The organism is Terrimonas rubra, assembly GCF_042686025.1.
GTDB lineage: Bacteria > Bacteroidota > Bacteroidia > Chitinophagales > Chitinophagaceae > Terrimonas > Terrimonas rubra.
In genome coordinates this window covers 233613-247385 of record NZ_JBHUOZ010000002.1, presented here as the reverse complement: position 1 = coordinate 247385, position 13773 = coordinate 233613, and the positions used below count along the sequence as shown (strand labels likewise).

At 42.9% G+C, this 13773-nt stretch carries 12 protein-coding genes; 2 read left to right on the top strand and 10 right to left on the bottom strand.

Annotated features, from left to right (window positions below; genetic code table 11):
• Positions 1 to 166: 166 nt before the first annotated feature.
• From ACFS6H_RS09405 to ACFS6H_RS09370, 8 genes are all read right to left on the bottom strand, one after another.
• Positions 167 to 1213, bottom strand: a complete 1047-nt coding sequence (locus ACFS6H_RS09405) for a 2Fe-2S iron-sulfur cluster-binding protein (RefSeq protein ID WP_386097628.1) — start codon at positions 1211 to 1213, stop codon at positions 167 to 169.
• A 52-nt stretch (positions 1214 to 1265) separates the two neighbouring features.
• Positions 1266 to 2168 carry a diacylglycerol/lipid kinase family protein gene (locus ACFS6H_RS09400; RefSeq protein WP_386097626.1) on the bottom strand — a complete coding sequence of 301 codons (903 nt, stop codon included), beginning with the start codon at positions 2166 to 2168 and terminating at the stop codon, positions 1266 to 1268.
• Between the two features lie 3 nt (positions 2169 to 2171).
• Entirely contained in the window at positions 2172 to 2651 is a 480-nt protein-coding gene (locus ACFS6H_RS09395; protein ID WP_386097624.1) for a hypothetical protein, read from the bottom strand.
• A gap of 65 nt (positions 2652 to 2716) precedes the next feature.
• Complete coding sequence (locus ACFS6H_RS09390) at positions 2717 to 3907, bottom strand: glycoside hydrolase family 88 protein (RefSeq protein WP_386097622.1); 1191 nt, start codon at positions 3905 to 3907, stop codon at positions 2717 to 2719.
• Between the two features lie 156 nt (positions 3908 to 4063).
• Positions 4064 to 4921 carry a twin-arginine translocase subunit TatC gene (gene tatC / locus ACFS6H_RS09385; RefSeq protein ID WP_386097620.1) on the bottom strand — a complete coding sequence of 286 codons (858 nt, stop codon included), beginning with the start codon at positions 4919 to 4921 and terminating at the stop codon, positions 4064 to 4066.
• A gap of 52 nt (positions 4922 to 4973) precedes the next feature.
• Entirely contained in the window at positions 4974 to 6221 is a 1248-nt protein-coding gene (locus ACFS6H_RS09380; RefSeq protein ID WP_386097618.1) for a hemolysin family protein, read from the bottom strand.
• Between the two features lie 95 nt (positions 6222 to 6316).
• Entirely contained in the window at positions 6317 to 6892 is a 576-nt protein-coding gene (gene gmk / locus ACFS6H_RS09375) for a guanylate kinase (protein ID WP_386097616.1), read from the bottom strand.
• A gap of 59 nt (positions 6893 to 6951) precedes the next feature.
• Entirely contained in the window at positions 6952 to 8223 is a 1272-nt protein-coding gene (locus ACFS6H_RS09370) for a TCR/Tet family MFS transporter (RefSeq protein ID WP_386097614.1), read from the bottom strand.
• 255 nt (positions 8224 to 8478) lie between these two features.
• On the opposite strand from ACFS6H_RS09370, the gene ACFS6H_RS09365 reads away from it, so the two are divergent.
• Positions 8479 to 9348, top strand: coding sequence for an OmpA family protein (locus ACFS6H_RS09365; protein WP_386097612.1), 870 nt, complete (start codon positions 8479 to 8481; stop codon positions 9346 to 9348).
• A 285-nt stretch (positions 9349 to 9633) separates the two neighbouring features.
• Here the strand turns inward: ACFS6H_RS09365 and ACFS6H_RS09360 are convergent, their stop codons facing one another.
• Both ACFS6H_RS09360 and ACFS6H_RS09355 read right to left on the bottom strand, forming a co-directional pair.
• The gene (locus ACFS6H_RS09360; protein ID WP_386097610.1) at positions 9634 to 10374 is read right to left on the bottom strand and encodes a hypothetical protein; all 741 of its coding nucleotides are present in this window, start codon (positions 10372 to 10374) and stop codon (positions 9634 to 9636) included.
• Positions 10375 to 10424: 50 nt separating this feature from the next.
• Entirely contained in the window at positions 10425 to 10928 is a 504-nt protein-coding gene (locus ACFS6H_RS09355; protein WP_386097608.1) for an asparaginase domain-containing protein, read from the bottom strand.
• Positions 10929 to 11266: 338 nt separating this feature from the next.
• Here ACFS6H_RS09355 and ACFS6H_RS09350 point away from each other — a divergent pair, with 338 nt between their 5' ends.
• The gene (locus tag ACFS6H_RS09350) at positions 11267 to 13756 is read left to right on the top strand and encodes an efflux RND transporter permease subunit (protein ID WP_386097606.1); all 2490 of its coding nucleotides are present in this window, start codon (positions 11267 to 11269) and stop codon (positions 13754 to 13756) included.
• Positions 13757 to 13773 lie beyond the last annotated feature (17 nt).

The following is a 13773-nucleotide window of genomic DNA, read 5'->3' as shown; positions in this document are numbered from 1 at the left end:
AATAATTCCTCATATTGGTTCTGCTCTTCCTCCATATTTTCACTGACTATTTTTATTCGCGAAAATCAGCGCTTTTTTTCATCTGCATGATCTGCGGGAAAAACCAATAACTATAATAACAGATTAACGAACCCGCCTTCAACCTTCCAATCCTATACCTTATAACCTAAACCTCTATCGTTACATCGCCCCCAACCGGGTAGCTCTGGCAGGTAAGTATCCGCCCGGCGGCCACTTCCTCATCCAGTAACACTTCGTTATAAGCCATCCACACCCTGCCTTTGGTACAGGTGGCAATACAACTGCCGCAACGGCCTGCTTCGCAACTGTACGGAATAGCTATATTGCTTTCTTTGGCCGCCGCTAAAATACTATGCGGGTATTGTACCGTAATGATCTCGGTTTTATCTGCCAGGTTAATGGTTACCATATGTGCGTCGGTATCCGGCGGTTTGGGTTTGTTTAAACGGGGTAAAGTGCTGAAATTCTCTTTAATAATTTGCTGCGGTTGCAGACCATGTCCCAGCAGGGTGATACTGATGGTTAACATATAATCAAAAGGCCCGCACATATAAAACAGGGTCTTGCTGATATCGGTACGGATATATTGCTGTAACAACTGTTGTAGTAACCAATGGCTTAATCGGCTATGGTAAACATTAAATACATCACTGAATAAAAAACGGATGGTCAGCTGTTCAGGGTATGCCTGCTCCAGTGCTTTTAACTGTTCATAAAAAATTGCATCGCCTTTGGTCTTATTACTGTAAATAAGCGTAACATGACTTTGCGTTGTTGCCAGCAAAGTTTTTATTAAAGAGAAACAGGGCGTAATACCACTGCCTGCTGCCAGGAAAAAATATTGCTCAACGGCTTCCGGCTTTTCCGGCAACCGGAACAAGCCACTGATACCCGAGCTAAATAAAATATCACCCTCTTTTGCATTATACACCAGCTGACGGGAGAACTCTCCGTTATCTACTTTCTTTACGGTAATACTTAAAGTTTCATTGAAGGCATTGCTGGAAGAGATGGAATAAGACCTTCTTTTTTCACCATAAGGAGTAAAGAATACCAGGGTAACAAACTGCCCGGATACATAACCCGGCTGCCACCCGTCCAGCGGGGTTAATTCAAATGTTTTTGCTGCCGCCGTTTCGGTAATAACTTTACTGATCAAAAAACGATTAATACCATCGGGTAAACTATCCATACCAGCAATATACAATAGATATAAGAATTGAAAAACTGTATAACCGGCTATATTAAGCCGGTTGAATGAGTGTAAAGAAATTTTTCTTTACATGAATATCAAAAACAGTTGCTGTTTCCAATGGTTCGCCGTCAATATGCAAAGGCGCATTATCCTTATTGGTTACTTTTATTTTATCGGTCTGGAAATAGATCACAGCGCGGTTGGTATCAATGGGCCTGGCGGTCTGCAGGCTGTTAAAGCCGGTCACCTGGCGCAGGGTTTGTAACACAAAATTCACTTTATTCTGTTTGGTAACGATCACAATATCCAGCAGGCCGTCGCTCAGGTTGGCACGGGGCGCAATGGTTACATTATTGCCAAACTGGTTACTGTTGGCAATGCTCACAAAATAGGCGTCTACCTTTATCTTTTGTTTGTCAAAAGCCATTTCAAATGCATAACTCTTTGCAGCAAAAAAATTTAAAGCCGATTGTTTTACATACATGGCCAAACCACGGGTAGGCTGTTTGGCAAAATCATGTGCCACTTTGGCGTCAAAGCCAATACCGCAGAGCATGCAGGAAAAATAATCGTTTACGGTAAAAGCATCTACTTTATCAGCTTTGCCGGCAAAAATTGTTTGTAATGCCTTGGTTGGAGCCTTGGGTATACCTGTTGCCAGGGCCAGGCTATTGCCCGAGCCGCAGGGGATGATACCAAAATTAACACCTGTTGGCTGCAGGCTGTGTATCACCTGGCTTACGGTACCGTCGCCGCCGGCAGCCACTACATCGGTAATCTTCTCTTCTTTAATAATATCATGCAAAAAACTATAATCGCCATTAGCCACCGAGGGGTAAATAAAATAGGGAATACCCTGTGCCGTTGTTCTTTTTTCAATCAGCGCCTGCAACGATTGTTTGCCTTTGGTGCCTGAAATAGGGTTGACAATATAGATGATCTTGCGGCTCACAGGCTATTGTAAAATTAAAGTGCATAAATGAACGGGTCTTACCCTTACAGTAGCGGCCAGGGCCGGATCGGAAGGTATCGCTACGGTATAAAGAACAATGGTGTTCTGATCGCCAATTGCTTTTTTCAGCTCAGCCCCGTTGATCGGTTGCTTTGTGTTTTCGGTACGGAATAATTCGCGCCGGTTATTATCCATGATAATATAACTGCGGTTCAGTTTGGCATCCGGCTCTTCCGTGTAAGTGATCTGTAAACCATTACCCGTAAACAGGTCATTTGCCTTTACAGTTTTGCTATTTGCAGCGGGATCTTCGGTATTACTTTGTAAAACGAGCTGTTTGTTTACAAAAACCTGCCAGCCGGGTTTAGCCGTATTGGTAATACTATCGGCATTCAGGTTTTCTGTTTGGTTATTGCGTTTGCCGGTACCACAGGCAAACATGCAAATACTGATACCCAACAGGAGAAGGACTTGTTTCATCATGTACATAAAATATATATGCAAGATACTAAGGAATGCAACAAAGCCGGGCAAACTTATTACAGGCATTACTTCAGGTACCAGTCCTTATACCTTTTTAAGGCTTCCAGGAAATAATAATCGGCATAGATCAGCGGCACATCTATCTCCGAATTAAAAGGCAGGGCCCCGGTACTGTGTAACAGCAGGAATCCACCATTTGTACCCGGTGCTGCTTTATATTGATCGCTGTCCAAAGCACGTAATATGGTTGTAGCGTCCGACAGGTATTTTTCTTTTTGTTTACCTTTTGTATACTGCCCTAATTCCAGTAAGGCCGATGCGGTAATGGCAGCGGCTGATACATCTCTTACAGCATCAGGGATATTAGGCGCATCGTAATCCCAGTAGGGAATTTTATCGGCAGGTAAACGGGGATGATTGAGTATAAAGCCTGCAATATTTTGTGCCTGTTGCAAATAAGCTTTGTTTTTGGTAAAACGGTACATCATTACATAGCCATATAAGCCCCAGGCCTGTCCACGGCTCCAGGCAGAGTTATCGGCATAACCCTGGTGGGTACGCTTTTGTAATACGGCCCCGGTGGCGGTATCATAATCTATTACGTGATAGGAGCTGTAATCAGGGCGATAATGATTTTTGGTAGTTGTTTCTGTATGTAAGCGGGCTATTTCACTTCCCTTTTTATTGCCGCCATTGCGTGCCGCCCATTCCAGTAACTCCAGGTTCATCATATTATCAATGATAACGGGGCAGTTGAATTTTTTGCTTTTGTTCCAGGATTGAATGGCCGGTATACCGGGCCTGAACCGGGTAATAAGCGCATCGGCCGCATTTAAAATGGGTTGTTTATAAGCTTCATTACCGGTAATGCGGTAGGCATTTCCAAAACTGCAATACATCATAAAACCCAGATCGTGGTGATCGGTATAAAACTGGTTAGGCTTTATTACTTCCAGGGCACGCTCTGCTTCTTTTTTTATACTGCTGTCACCGGTTTGTTCATATATATACCATAATGATCCGGGGTAAAAGCCGGAACACCACCATTGTATTTCCATATTCACCCAGTTATTATTCGCCTGCTCATAACGCTGCGGCATCTTACCCGGCGTAACATGTTGCATAAGCAGTTTATACTGGTTTTCGGCAAACTGGAAATTAGCGGCAATAAGGTCCGCCATTTTTTGCTGGGACTGTACAGCTGTGGAAGCCGTGAAAAGAGTTATCACTAAAAGCAACAAAGGCAATCGTTTCATGAACCTGTTATTTATGGTACAGGCATAAAAATACGTTACATTCATTGATTTAGGTGTGTGGAATAGTATTTAGTATGAAGTATATAGTATTCAGACAGAACGCAGGTTTCACATCTGATCTATCCTATTATACTAAATATTGCCTGGCTGTCTAACCTAACTCCACTCCTCAGGTTTATCAATATTTTGCCGCTTGTTAATACGGGTTGCCACAATAATACTGGCTTCGTATAACAGGTATAAAGGAATGGTAACAATGGTTAAACTGAACGGATCAGTTGATGGGGTAATAATAGCGGCAGCAATAAGTATCAGTACAAACGCATGCCGGCGGTATTTACGTAAGAACTTGGCGGTAACAATTCCTATCTGTGTCAATATCATTACCAGTAAAGGCATTTGGAATAATACGCCGATACCCACTGTAGTATAAATAAGATTTTCCAGGTAGTCAGAAAAAGAAGGCATGATGGTTATCTGTGAACTCAACTTGTAGTTGAAATAAAAGTTAACCATGAAAGGGGTTAAGATAAAATAGCCGAACGCAACACCTAAAAAAAACAACATGGATACAGAAAAGATGATGCCACGGGTTTTTCTTAATTCTTTTTCAGATAGTGCCGGCTTTACAAAACGCCAGAACTCCCAGAATATATAAGGAAAGGCAATCACAAAACCACCCACAAACGACACAGTAAAATGGGAGATGAACTGCCCGGTCATGGTCGTTTCCAGGAACTGCGCATTTACCTGGTCAAAACAAAGCGCATCTTCAATATGCAGTTTTTTACCCAGTGAACACAACCATTGCGAACTGATAAAGTCAGTTCGGGTGGGGGCGAAAATAATGGCATCGACAATTTCCCTTACAAAAGCAAAAATCACAATAGCGCCAATAAGGATCGCAATAACAGAGCGGATCAAATGCCAGCGCAAAACCTCCAGGTGATCAATAAAGGACATTTCGCCTTCGGCGGATTTGCTGCGTTTATTTAAAAAGTCTAGTAAAGCCATTGTAAATATTGAAACGGGGCAAAGTTAGCGATTGGCGCTTGGCAACAAGCGCTTATTTTAATTTTTTCATTTTTACCATTTCAATGCGGGTATCGCTTACGCTGATGATGTCAAATTCAAAATCATCAATAATAATGCGTTCCTTTTGCTGGGGAATGGTTTCGTGGGCATTAATGATATAACCGGAAAGGGTTTCAAAATCACCCTCTTCAAATTCAAAGCCATACTTTTCGGCCAGGTAATCAATTTCAATACGGCCGGAGAATATGTATTCATTTTCAGAGATACGTTTCTCAACAAACTTGGCGGTATCGTATTCGTCAAATATTTCACCAAAAAGCTCTTCCAGCACGTCTTCCATGGTAATAATGCCGGCCGTGCCGCCAAACTCATCCACTACCCAGGCAATACTCTTGCGTTCACTGCTCAGTTTTTTTATCAGGTCGGTGGCGCTCATACTCTCCGGCACTGCCGGTATGGTAAGTAACACTTCCTGGATGGCTTTGGGCTTCTTAAACAGGTCCAGCTCGTGTACATACCCTACAATATGGTCAATATTGCCATCGTATACGATCATTTTACTGAGCTTGGTATCGGTAAACTTTTCAATCAGCTGGGTAATGCCGGTATTTATTTCCACGCCAATGATCTCTTTGCGCGGCACCAGGCACTGGCGTATACGTACATTGGGCAATTCCTGGGCATTTTCCAGTAACATGGAGTTACGTTCCTGTTTTTCCTCATCCACCGCATCCTGGAACATGGTCCGCAGTTCATTACGGTTAAAAGGCTCCTTGGTCTTGTCTAAATTAATATTGAACAAATACTTCAATATCCATTCTGCCAGCGATACCAGGCCATTGGCCAGGGGCTGAAAAATCTCGAATAAAAAATTAGTAATGCGTGCAAGACCGCTTAACATTGTGGTGCTGCGGGCCCTGAAAAAAGCCCGGGGTAAAAACTCGGCAAAGATCAGCACAATGAAAGTGGCAATGATTATTTCAATAACAATATGTACCAGGTCGCCGCCTAAGTGAAGGTTTTTCCAGATGGGCTTTAGTACAGCACTTATCTGAAGGCTGAAAAATACCAGGAAAATAATATACCCTACCAGGGTTACACCCAAAAAACTGGTAGGTGCATCCATGAATTTGGATAATAAACGGGCATTGGCCCCGCCCTGTTTCTTCTTCAGCTCAATACTTAAGCGGTTGGCGCTGAAAAATGCCATCTCAATGCCGGTAAAAAACGCCATTATCAGCAGGGTACACAAAAACCATATGATCAATTTCCACTCCATGGTAACTTAAAGATATAGAATAAAGTTGTAAGAAAATATATCCGTAATGCCTGTATAGCTACGATTTTTTACAACCGTACGGTTTGTCCGGCCGCTTAGTTTTCTAAAAAAGTCCTGATAATCTCCTCTGCTTCGGCACAGGCCCGCTCCAGGTTATCATTCACAATGATCTTATTAAAATGATGTTTGAAAGACAGTTCGTAGGAAGCTTTATTTACCCGGTCATTTAATGTTTCTTCCGTTTCGGTCCCTCTTGATAATAAACGGCGGCGGAGTTCATCAACAGAGGGCGGCTCAATAAACAGCGATAAGGTGTTGTCGGGGTACTGCTGTTGTACATGTATGGCACCTTTTACATCAATATCCAGCAGCGGGCAAAGATTATCGTTCCAAAGGCGTTGTATCTCGCTTTTCAGGGTACCATAATACTTGCCTTCGTACACCATTTCCCATTCAACAAAATCATTGTTCTTTATTTTATCCCTGAACTCCTGCAGGGAAATAAAGTAATAGTCCTTACCATCCACTTCATTGCTACGCGGTTGCCGGGTGGCGGCCGAAATGGAAAAAGATAATTGCGGAAATTTTGCCAGTAAATAACGGGTAATCGATGTTTTACCGGCCCCGGAAGGCGCCGTAATAATGATGATTTTTTCTTTTGTTAAAGCCATGTGCAAAGAAAAGAAAAAAATACTGGCTGTTAAACAGAGATTTACCTGCCGTACCTATGTTAATGTGAAGGCGGGGCACTGTTTTCCTTGAACAGTTCATCTATAATAGGATACTCCTCCGGTACTTTGCGTAGTACAAACCAGCTGATAACAGCGCTGCCCAGCATCAGCACCGCGCCTAAGAAAAACGGTATACCGGGAAAGTGAAAACTGGCCCCGGGTTTTGAAAATTCGTAAAAAAGCCCGTTCATCACCAACGGACCAAATACGGCCGTTAAGCTCATCAGGCTGGTAAATGCACCCTGCAACTCACCCTGTTCATTGGGTTTTACCTGCCCTGCCACAATGGATTGTAAGGCCGGGCCTGCAATACCACCCAGGCAATAAGGCAACAAAAAGGCATACATCATCCAGCCCTTGGTGGCAAAGGAAAACAGTAATAAACCAATACTATATAATATCAGTCCTACATATACACTGCGTTTATTGCCTAACAAGGGGTTGGTAAACCGTATTAAACCGGCTTGTACAAGGCCCACAAACAACCCTACCACTGCTAAGGAAATGCCTACCTGCTGTTCGGTCCAGTTAAAACGGAACATGGTATAAAAACTCCAGTTACCCTGCACCGCCTGGGCCGCAAAGAATAATAAGAAATAAGCTATGGCCATACCACCTATCACGGGGTATTTTTTTAACAGCATCAGCGAGCCTACGGGGTTGGCCTTTTTCCAGCTGAATGGCTTACGGTTGGCCTTACTTAACGATTCGGGCAATACAAAATAACCATACAGGCAATTCAATAAACACAAGGTGGCAGCGGCATAAAATGGCGCCCGCAGGCCTAAACCGGCAATTAAACCACCCAGTGCCGGCCCTATAATAAAGCCCAGGCCAAAAGCGGCTCCTAACAGGCCAAAGTTCTTAGCCCGGTTTTCCGCATTACTTACATCGGCAATATAGGCCGATGCGGTGGTTACACTGGCGCCGGTAATACCTGCCAATACGCGGCCAATAAATAGCCAGCCATAAGTAGGGGCCAGGGCCAGTATAATATAATCAATACCAAAACCTAATAAGGATAATAATAAAACCGGCCGGCGGCCAAAGCGGTCGCTCAGGTTGCCGATAAAAGGGGCAAATAAAAACTGGGTTACCGCATATACCGACAATAAATGACCGCCAAAGGGACTGGCCTCGTTGATGGGTATTTGTTTCAGTTCTGCAATCAGGTCGGGCATCACCGGTATGATCAGACCCCAACCCATTACATCCAGTAATATGGTAATAAATATAAAACCAATGGCGGCCTGCCTCGATGTTTTTTGCATAAAAACTTGTTGAAAAGCGGACAAAGTTGCCTCTTTTTTGGCAAAATGAGCCAATCTTTTCCCTTTAAACTTTAAAATGGAACGCTTGTTGCATAGCCTGTATTTATAGCTATCAAAATCAACGGGTTAGCTATTTTTTAAAATTAACAATATATGAGGTGGTTCTAATTAAAGTGATGTATACCTTTAGCGCTTTCGGTGCTGACATGGGAAAACACTACCACCCATATTTTTTTGAACTAAAAAGAATCATGTATGAAGCTCACAGTTTTACTAGGCCTGGCCTCAGTAGTAGTAATGGCGCCATCCTGCGTTAGTAGTAAAAAATTTAAAAAATCCCAAAGTGAATATGCGGCTCTCGAAACCCGCTACACTACTTTACAGGGTAATTTAGACAACTGTAACACGGAAAAAGCTGAACTGGCCCGTCAAAAAGGTCTGCTCGAAAGCGATATTGCCAACCTGAACAAACAAATTGATTTCTTAAAGCAAAACAATACCCAGGCCTTAAAACAACTGGAAGACCTGTCCGTAATTTCTTCCGCACAGGCCGAAAGCATCAAAAAATCAATGGAAAACATTGGTGCTAAAGACAACTATATCCAGACCTTACAACAACAAATAGCCCGTAAAGACTCCTTAAACATGGCCCTGGTAATGAACCTGAAAGGCGCTATTGGTAACCTGGACGACAAGGATATCAATATTAAGGTAGATAAAGGTGTTGTGTACATCGATATCTCGGACAAACTGTTATTTAAAACCGCTAAATTCGATGTAACACCTGAGGCCCGCGATGTATTGGGTAAAGTGGCCATGGTATTAAAAAACCAGCCCGATATCGAATTCATGGTAGAGGGGCATACCGATAACGTGGAATACAAAGGCGCCGGTTTGGTACTGGACAACTGGGATCTGAGTGTTAAACGTGCTACATCGGTGGTACGTATCCTGCAAAAACAATATGGTTTAAACCCGGCTAAAATGGCTGCTGCAGGTCGTGGCGAATTCAACCCGGTTTCCAATAACGACACTCCGGAAGGACGTGCTGCTAACCGCCGTACCCGTATTGTTATTTTACCGCAGTTAGACCAGTTCTTTAAACTATTAGAACCCGGTAAGTAATAAATAAAACATTCAACTATAAAAGAGCAGCCTTTACCGGTTGCTCTTTTTTTATAGGGCGTGTCCCCGTTTTACATTACAGGCGCTCGTTCCTCGCCTGGTGCATTCATGCGGGGCCGGGCTATTGCGGGGTTCGCTCCGCTCCCGTGCTGCGTTGCACTGCGCACCGGCTCCTGCGTCGCCGCCCTCCATATCCCTCACGCTTGCTTACGCCTGCAACTAAGTGTTACTATAAAATAAAAAACCGCCTGTAATGCAGGCGGTTTAATCAGCGGTTATAGTTTTTTAGTTGCAGGTATAGTTGTAACTAACTGTAGTGCCACCCGAAATCAGGCTGCTTATTTTATTATCGCTATCAAAAGTATAGGTAAACGTACTTCCGGCAATTGATGTTATAAGATTTTTGGGTTTTAAAACAGTAATCCACTCATGATAAAATGCTGAAAACCAACTAAAGTCACCTGCCTGTGCAGGTTTAGATGCATCAACAGCAATAACGTTGGTTGTAGATCCGGAAGAAGCGGAAACAGGATTACCATTTGCCCAGGTATAGGTTACAACAGCAGGAGCAGTGCCCCCACTTCCTGTTTGGGTTAATCGTGAAAGTTCTGTGCCATTATATTCAAAGGCGGAGTTCATCCAAAGCGTGCCGGCAGTATTTTGTTCTTCCCGTAAATTAACAGGCATATTATTAGCACCAACAGTAACTATTTTTCTTTTAGAAAAGCTACCCCCGTTTGTTTCAGTTATAGTAATGGTAGATCCGGTATAAACATAAGTTCTTGTTGTGCTGCCGCTAACTACACTGGCAATTCTGTTTTGCTCATCGTAATTAATTACAAAATTTTGAGCACCCATGTTAACGGTAATAATTTTACAATTGGGCTGCTTTTTATCTTTTTTACAACTGGTTAATAATGTAAAAAAAGCAATACAGATAAGGGTTAAGGACTTAAACGTTTTCATTGTATTTAAATTAAATTTTGCTGATAAGTTTGAATAGCAAAAATGATAACTTAAACACACCCTTTCAATAGCACGATGATGCGTAAAAAATGTAAGAGGAATCGTTGGTATTATTTAGTCCCTGCAGTTTTGGTTTCTTCAAAAACACCGGTCTGCCTGTTTTTACGCACATTATCCCAGTCAAAATAACGGCCGTTCATGGCTACATATACGCCTGCCGGTAAGGATTGGGCAAAGGCTAATGCGCTGCCCAGGTTAAATAATCCGTCAGAACTACCAAACTTAATAGGTATCATGGCGCCGGTTAAAATAATGGTCTTGCCCGGTACTTTATCGGCCAGCATGGCAGCGGTAACCGACATGGTATCGGTACCATGGGTAATAACGATCTTATCTTCTTCACAGGTCTGGCATTGGTGCAGGATCAGCTCCCGGTCGGCATCGGTCATCTCCAGGCTGTCCACCATCATCAGGGTCCTTATTTCCACCGATAAACGGCTGCGTCCCATTTCCAGCAGGTCATGCAGGTGCGAATCCTTGAAAAACAGCTGTCCGTTCAGCTCATTATACTCTTTATCAAATGTACCGCCTGTAATAAAAATACGTATTGCCATATACCTGCCGTTTAATTTCGCGAAAGTAAAACTTAAATAGCAAAGATTTTTTAATAATAGGCGTCAAACAGTGGGATAAAAGCAGGTTGTCAAAAAGATGTACGCGTTCATTAAAACCGGGCATTGTTATTGGACAGCACCAGTGAGGACAATAATATAATGATGTACAATCGGGTTGATCATTTACATGTTATAAAAAATATTTACTTGTAAAAGGCGATATGGGGTTAAGTCGTTTATAGTCAGTTATTTGTCTATTAATTAGGTGAACTTTAGCTTTTTTGCTTTTCTTTGTAACCCTTTTATAGGATCACACATTTATTAAAATTTACATAAGCATGTGGCGTAAGCTGGGCAAGTTTGTTTTACAATACCGTATTCCGTTACTTATTTTATTAGCTGTTAGTACATTTTTAATGGCGTATTGGGGCAAGAACGTAAAAATGAGTTACGAATTCTCCCGCGCTATCCCTCCCCAGCACCCCACCAATGTAACTTTCCAGGAATTCCGCAAAAAATTCGGCGGCGACGGTAATCTCTATGTTATCGGCCTGCAAACAGACAAACTGTTTACCGAAAAGTTTTTTAACGGTTACGCTCATCTGAATGATACGCTTAAAAAAATAACCGGTGTTGAAAGTGTCATCAGTATTCCCGACGCTTTTGGTTTATTGAAAGATACCGCCACGGAAAAGCTGAAAGCGGTGAAGGTGTTTACTCAAAAAACATGGACCCAGTCGGAATTGGATAGTGCTTCTTCCGTGTTTTTGTCCTTACCCTTTTATAAAGGACTGTTGTATAATCCCGATACCAAAGCCTTCCTCATGGGCATCCGGATCAACGACGGCATTATGAACTCCCCCAAACGTAATGAAATTACGTCTACCATCCGGGGGCTTGCCGAAACCTTTGCTGCCGAACAAAACGAAACCCTGCACCTCAGCGGGCTGCCTTTCATCCGTACCGAAATGTCAACCCGTATTGCCAAGGAAATGCAACTGTTCTTACTGGCATCGGTGGTCTTATCGGCGCTGATATTATTGATCTTCTTCCGTTCCATATCGGCCACTATACTATCTATCAGCGTGGTAATTATTGGTGTACTGTTCTGTGTAGGCACCATGTACTTATTTAAATACGATATTACTTTATTAACGGCCCTTATTCCGCCATTGATCGTGGTAATAGGCATCCCCAACTGTATTTACTTTTTAAATAAATACCACAGCAGCTGGCAGGATACGGTGAAAAGACTGGGTGGCGTATTGCCAACTGATAAAAAGGCCTTGCAGGAATTAAAGAAAGAGGCGCTGGTAAATATGGTAGGCCGCATGGGTGTGGTTACCTTATTCTGTAACCTGGCAGCAGCCATTGGTTTTGCGGTGTTCGGCTTTACCGCCAGCGAAATATTAAGTGAGTTCGGGGTAATTGCTGGTATCAACATCATGTTGTTATTCTTTATTTCGCTGGTGCTCATCCCCGGCGTACTGAGCTTTTTACCCGTGCCTAAAAAACGCCATACCCGTTACCTGGATAATAAACGGTTGAACCGCTGGCTGGACAGGCTGGAAAGATGGTGCTTAAACCACCGCAGGCTGATCTATGGCGTAACAGCTGTTTTATTGGCAGCTTCTGTAATAGGTATATTCAAATTAAAAAGTGTGGGGTATATGGTAGATGATATACCCAAGTCCGATAAAGTATATACTGACCTTAAATTCTTTGAAAAGAACTTCCGGGGTATTATGCCGCTGGAAATTGTGGTGGATACCCGTAAAAAACAAGGAGCAGTCCGCAACATTGGCAACCTTACCAAAATGGATGAACTGTCGGGGTATATTGCCTCCATGCCGGAGATGGCAAGGCCTTTAAGTATCATTGAAGGGTTAAAATTTGCCAAGCAGGCTTTCTTCGATGGTGATAGCAGTAACTACTCCATGCCCTCCGACTTTATGTTACCCGGCCTGGTACAATACTTAAATATGCGTCCCGATTCGGGTGCCGTTAATACCGGCGGTGCATTTACCAAAATACTGTCCAGCTTTATGGACAGCACCAAGCAGCAGGCCCGTATCAGTGTAAATATGGCCGATGTGGGCACTATTGAACTCCCTAAAATTTTAGATAAGATCAGGAATAAGGCCGAGGTATTATTTAACGAGGACAGTATCAATTATGCCAGAGAAGTGGACAGCCTGAAAAAAGTGTTACCGGCTGCAGAACTGGCCAAACAGGTTGATTCCACGAAACTGGCCAAAAAGGCCGATATACAATTAACAGGCACCAGTATTACCTTCCTGGAGGGTAGTAAGTTCATCATTAATGGCCTGAAGGAGAGTATTTTTTATGCTTTCCTGTTGATCTCGCTTTGTATGCTCTACCTATTCAAATCAGTAAGAATTTTAATATGTTCGCTGATCCCCAATGTAATCCCTTTAATTATCACGGCCGGGGTAATGGGTTGGTCGGGCGTACCTTTAAAGCCATCTACCGTACTGGTATTTAGTGTGGCGCTGGGTATTGCCATCGATATTACCATTCGTTTCCTGGTCAATTACAAGCAGGAACTTCCGCGCCAGGCCAATAATGTCCGTGAAACAGTGATAGAAACCATTCACAGTACAGGAATAAGTATAATATATACTTCTATGGTACTCATAGCGGGGTTTGTTATTTTCTGTTTCAGCGGCTTTGGTGGCACTTTTGCCTTGGGCTGGCTTACTTCTTTAACCCTGGTAGTGGCCACTTTTACCAACCTGGTTTTATTACCCGCCTTATTAATTACCGTAAACAGGAAGAAAAAGGATAAACAAAGCAGCAGTTCTTAATGAACTGTTGTCTTTTC

Bases quoted from the DNA above. Each gene is read 5' to 3' on its own strand.
- ACFS6H_RS09405 (WP_386097628.1), bottom strand. From the start codon at position 1,213: ATGGATAGTTTACCCGATGGTATTAATCGTTTTTTGATCAGTAAAGTT.
- ACFS6H_RS09395 (WP_386097624.1), bottom strand. From the start codon at position 2,651: ATGATGAAACAAGTCCTTCTCCTGTTGGGTATCAGTATTTGCATGTTT.
- ACFS6H_RS09390 (WP_386097622.1), bottom strand. From the start codon at position 3,907: ATGAAACGATTGCCTTTGTTGCTTTTAGTGATAACTCTTTTCACGGCT.
- tatC (WP_386097620.1), bottom strand. From the start codon at position 4,921: ATGGCTTTACTAGACTTTTTAAATAAACGCAGCAAATCCGCCGAAGGC.
- ACFS6H_RS09380 (WP_386097618.1), bottom strand. From the start codon at position 6,221: ATGGAGTGGAAATTGATCATATGGTTTTTGTGTACCCTGCTGATAATG.
- gmk (WP_386097616.1), bottom strand. From the start codon at position 6,892: ATGGCTTTAACAAAAGAAAAAATCATCATTATTACGGCGCCTTCCGGG.
- ACFS6H_RS09370 (WP_386097614.1), bottom strand. From the start codon at position 8,223: ATGCAAAAAACATCGAGGCAGGCCGCCATTGGTTTTATATTTATTACC.
- ACFS6H_RS09365 (WP_386097612.1), top strand. From the start codon at position 8,479: ATGAAGCTCACAGTTTTACTAGGCCTGGCCTCAGTAGTAGTAATGGCG.
- ACFS6H_RS09355 (WP_386097608.1), bottom strand. From the start codon at position 10,928: ATGGCAATACGTATTTTTATTACAGGCGGTACATTTGATAAAGAGTAT.
- ACFS6H_RS09350 (WP_386097606.1), top strand. From the start codon at position 11,267: ATGTGGCGTAAGCTGGGCAAGTTTGTTTTACAATACCGTATTCCGTTA.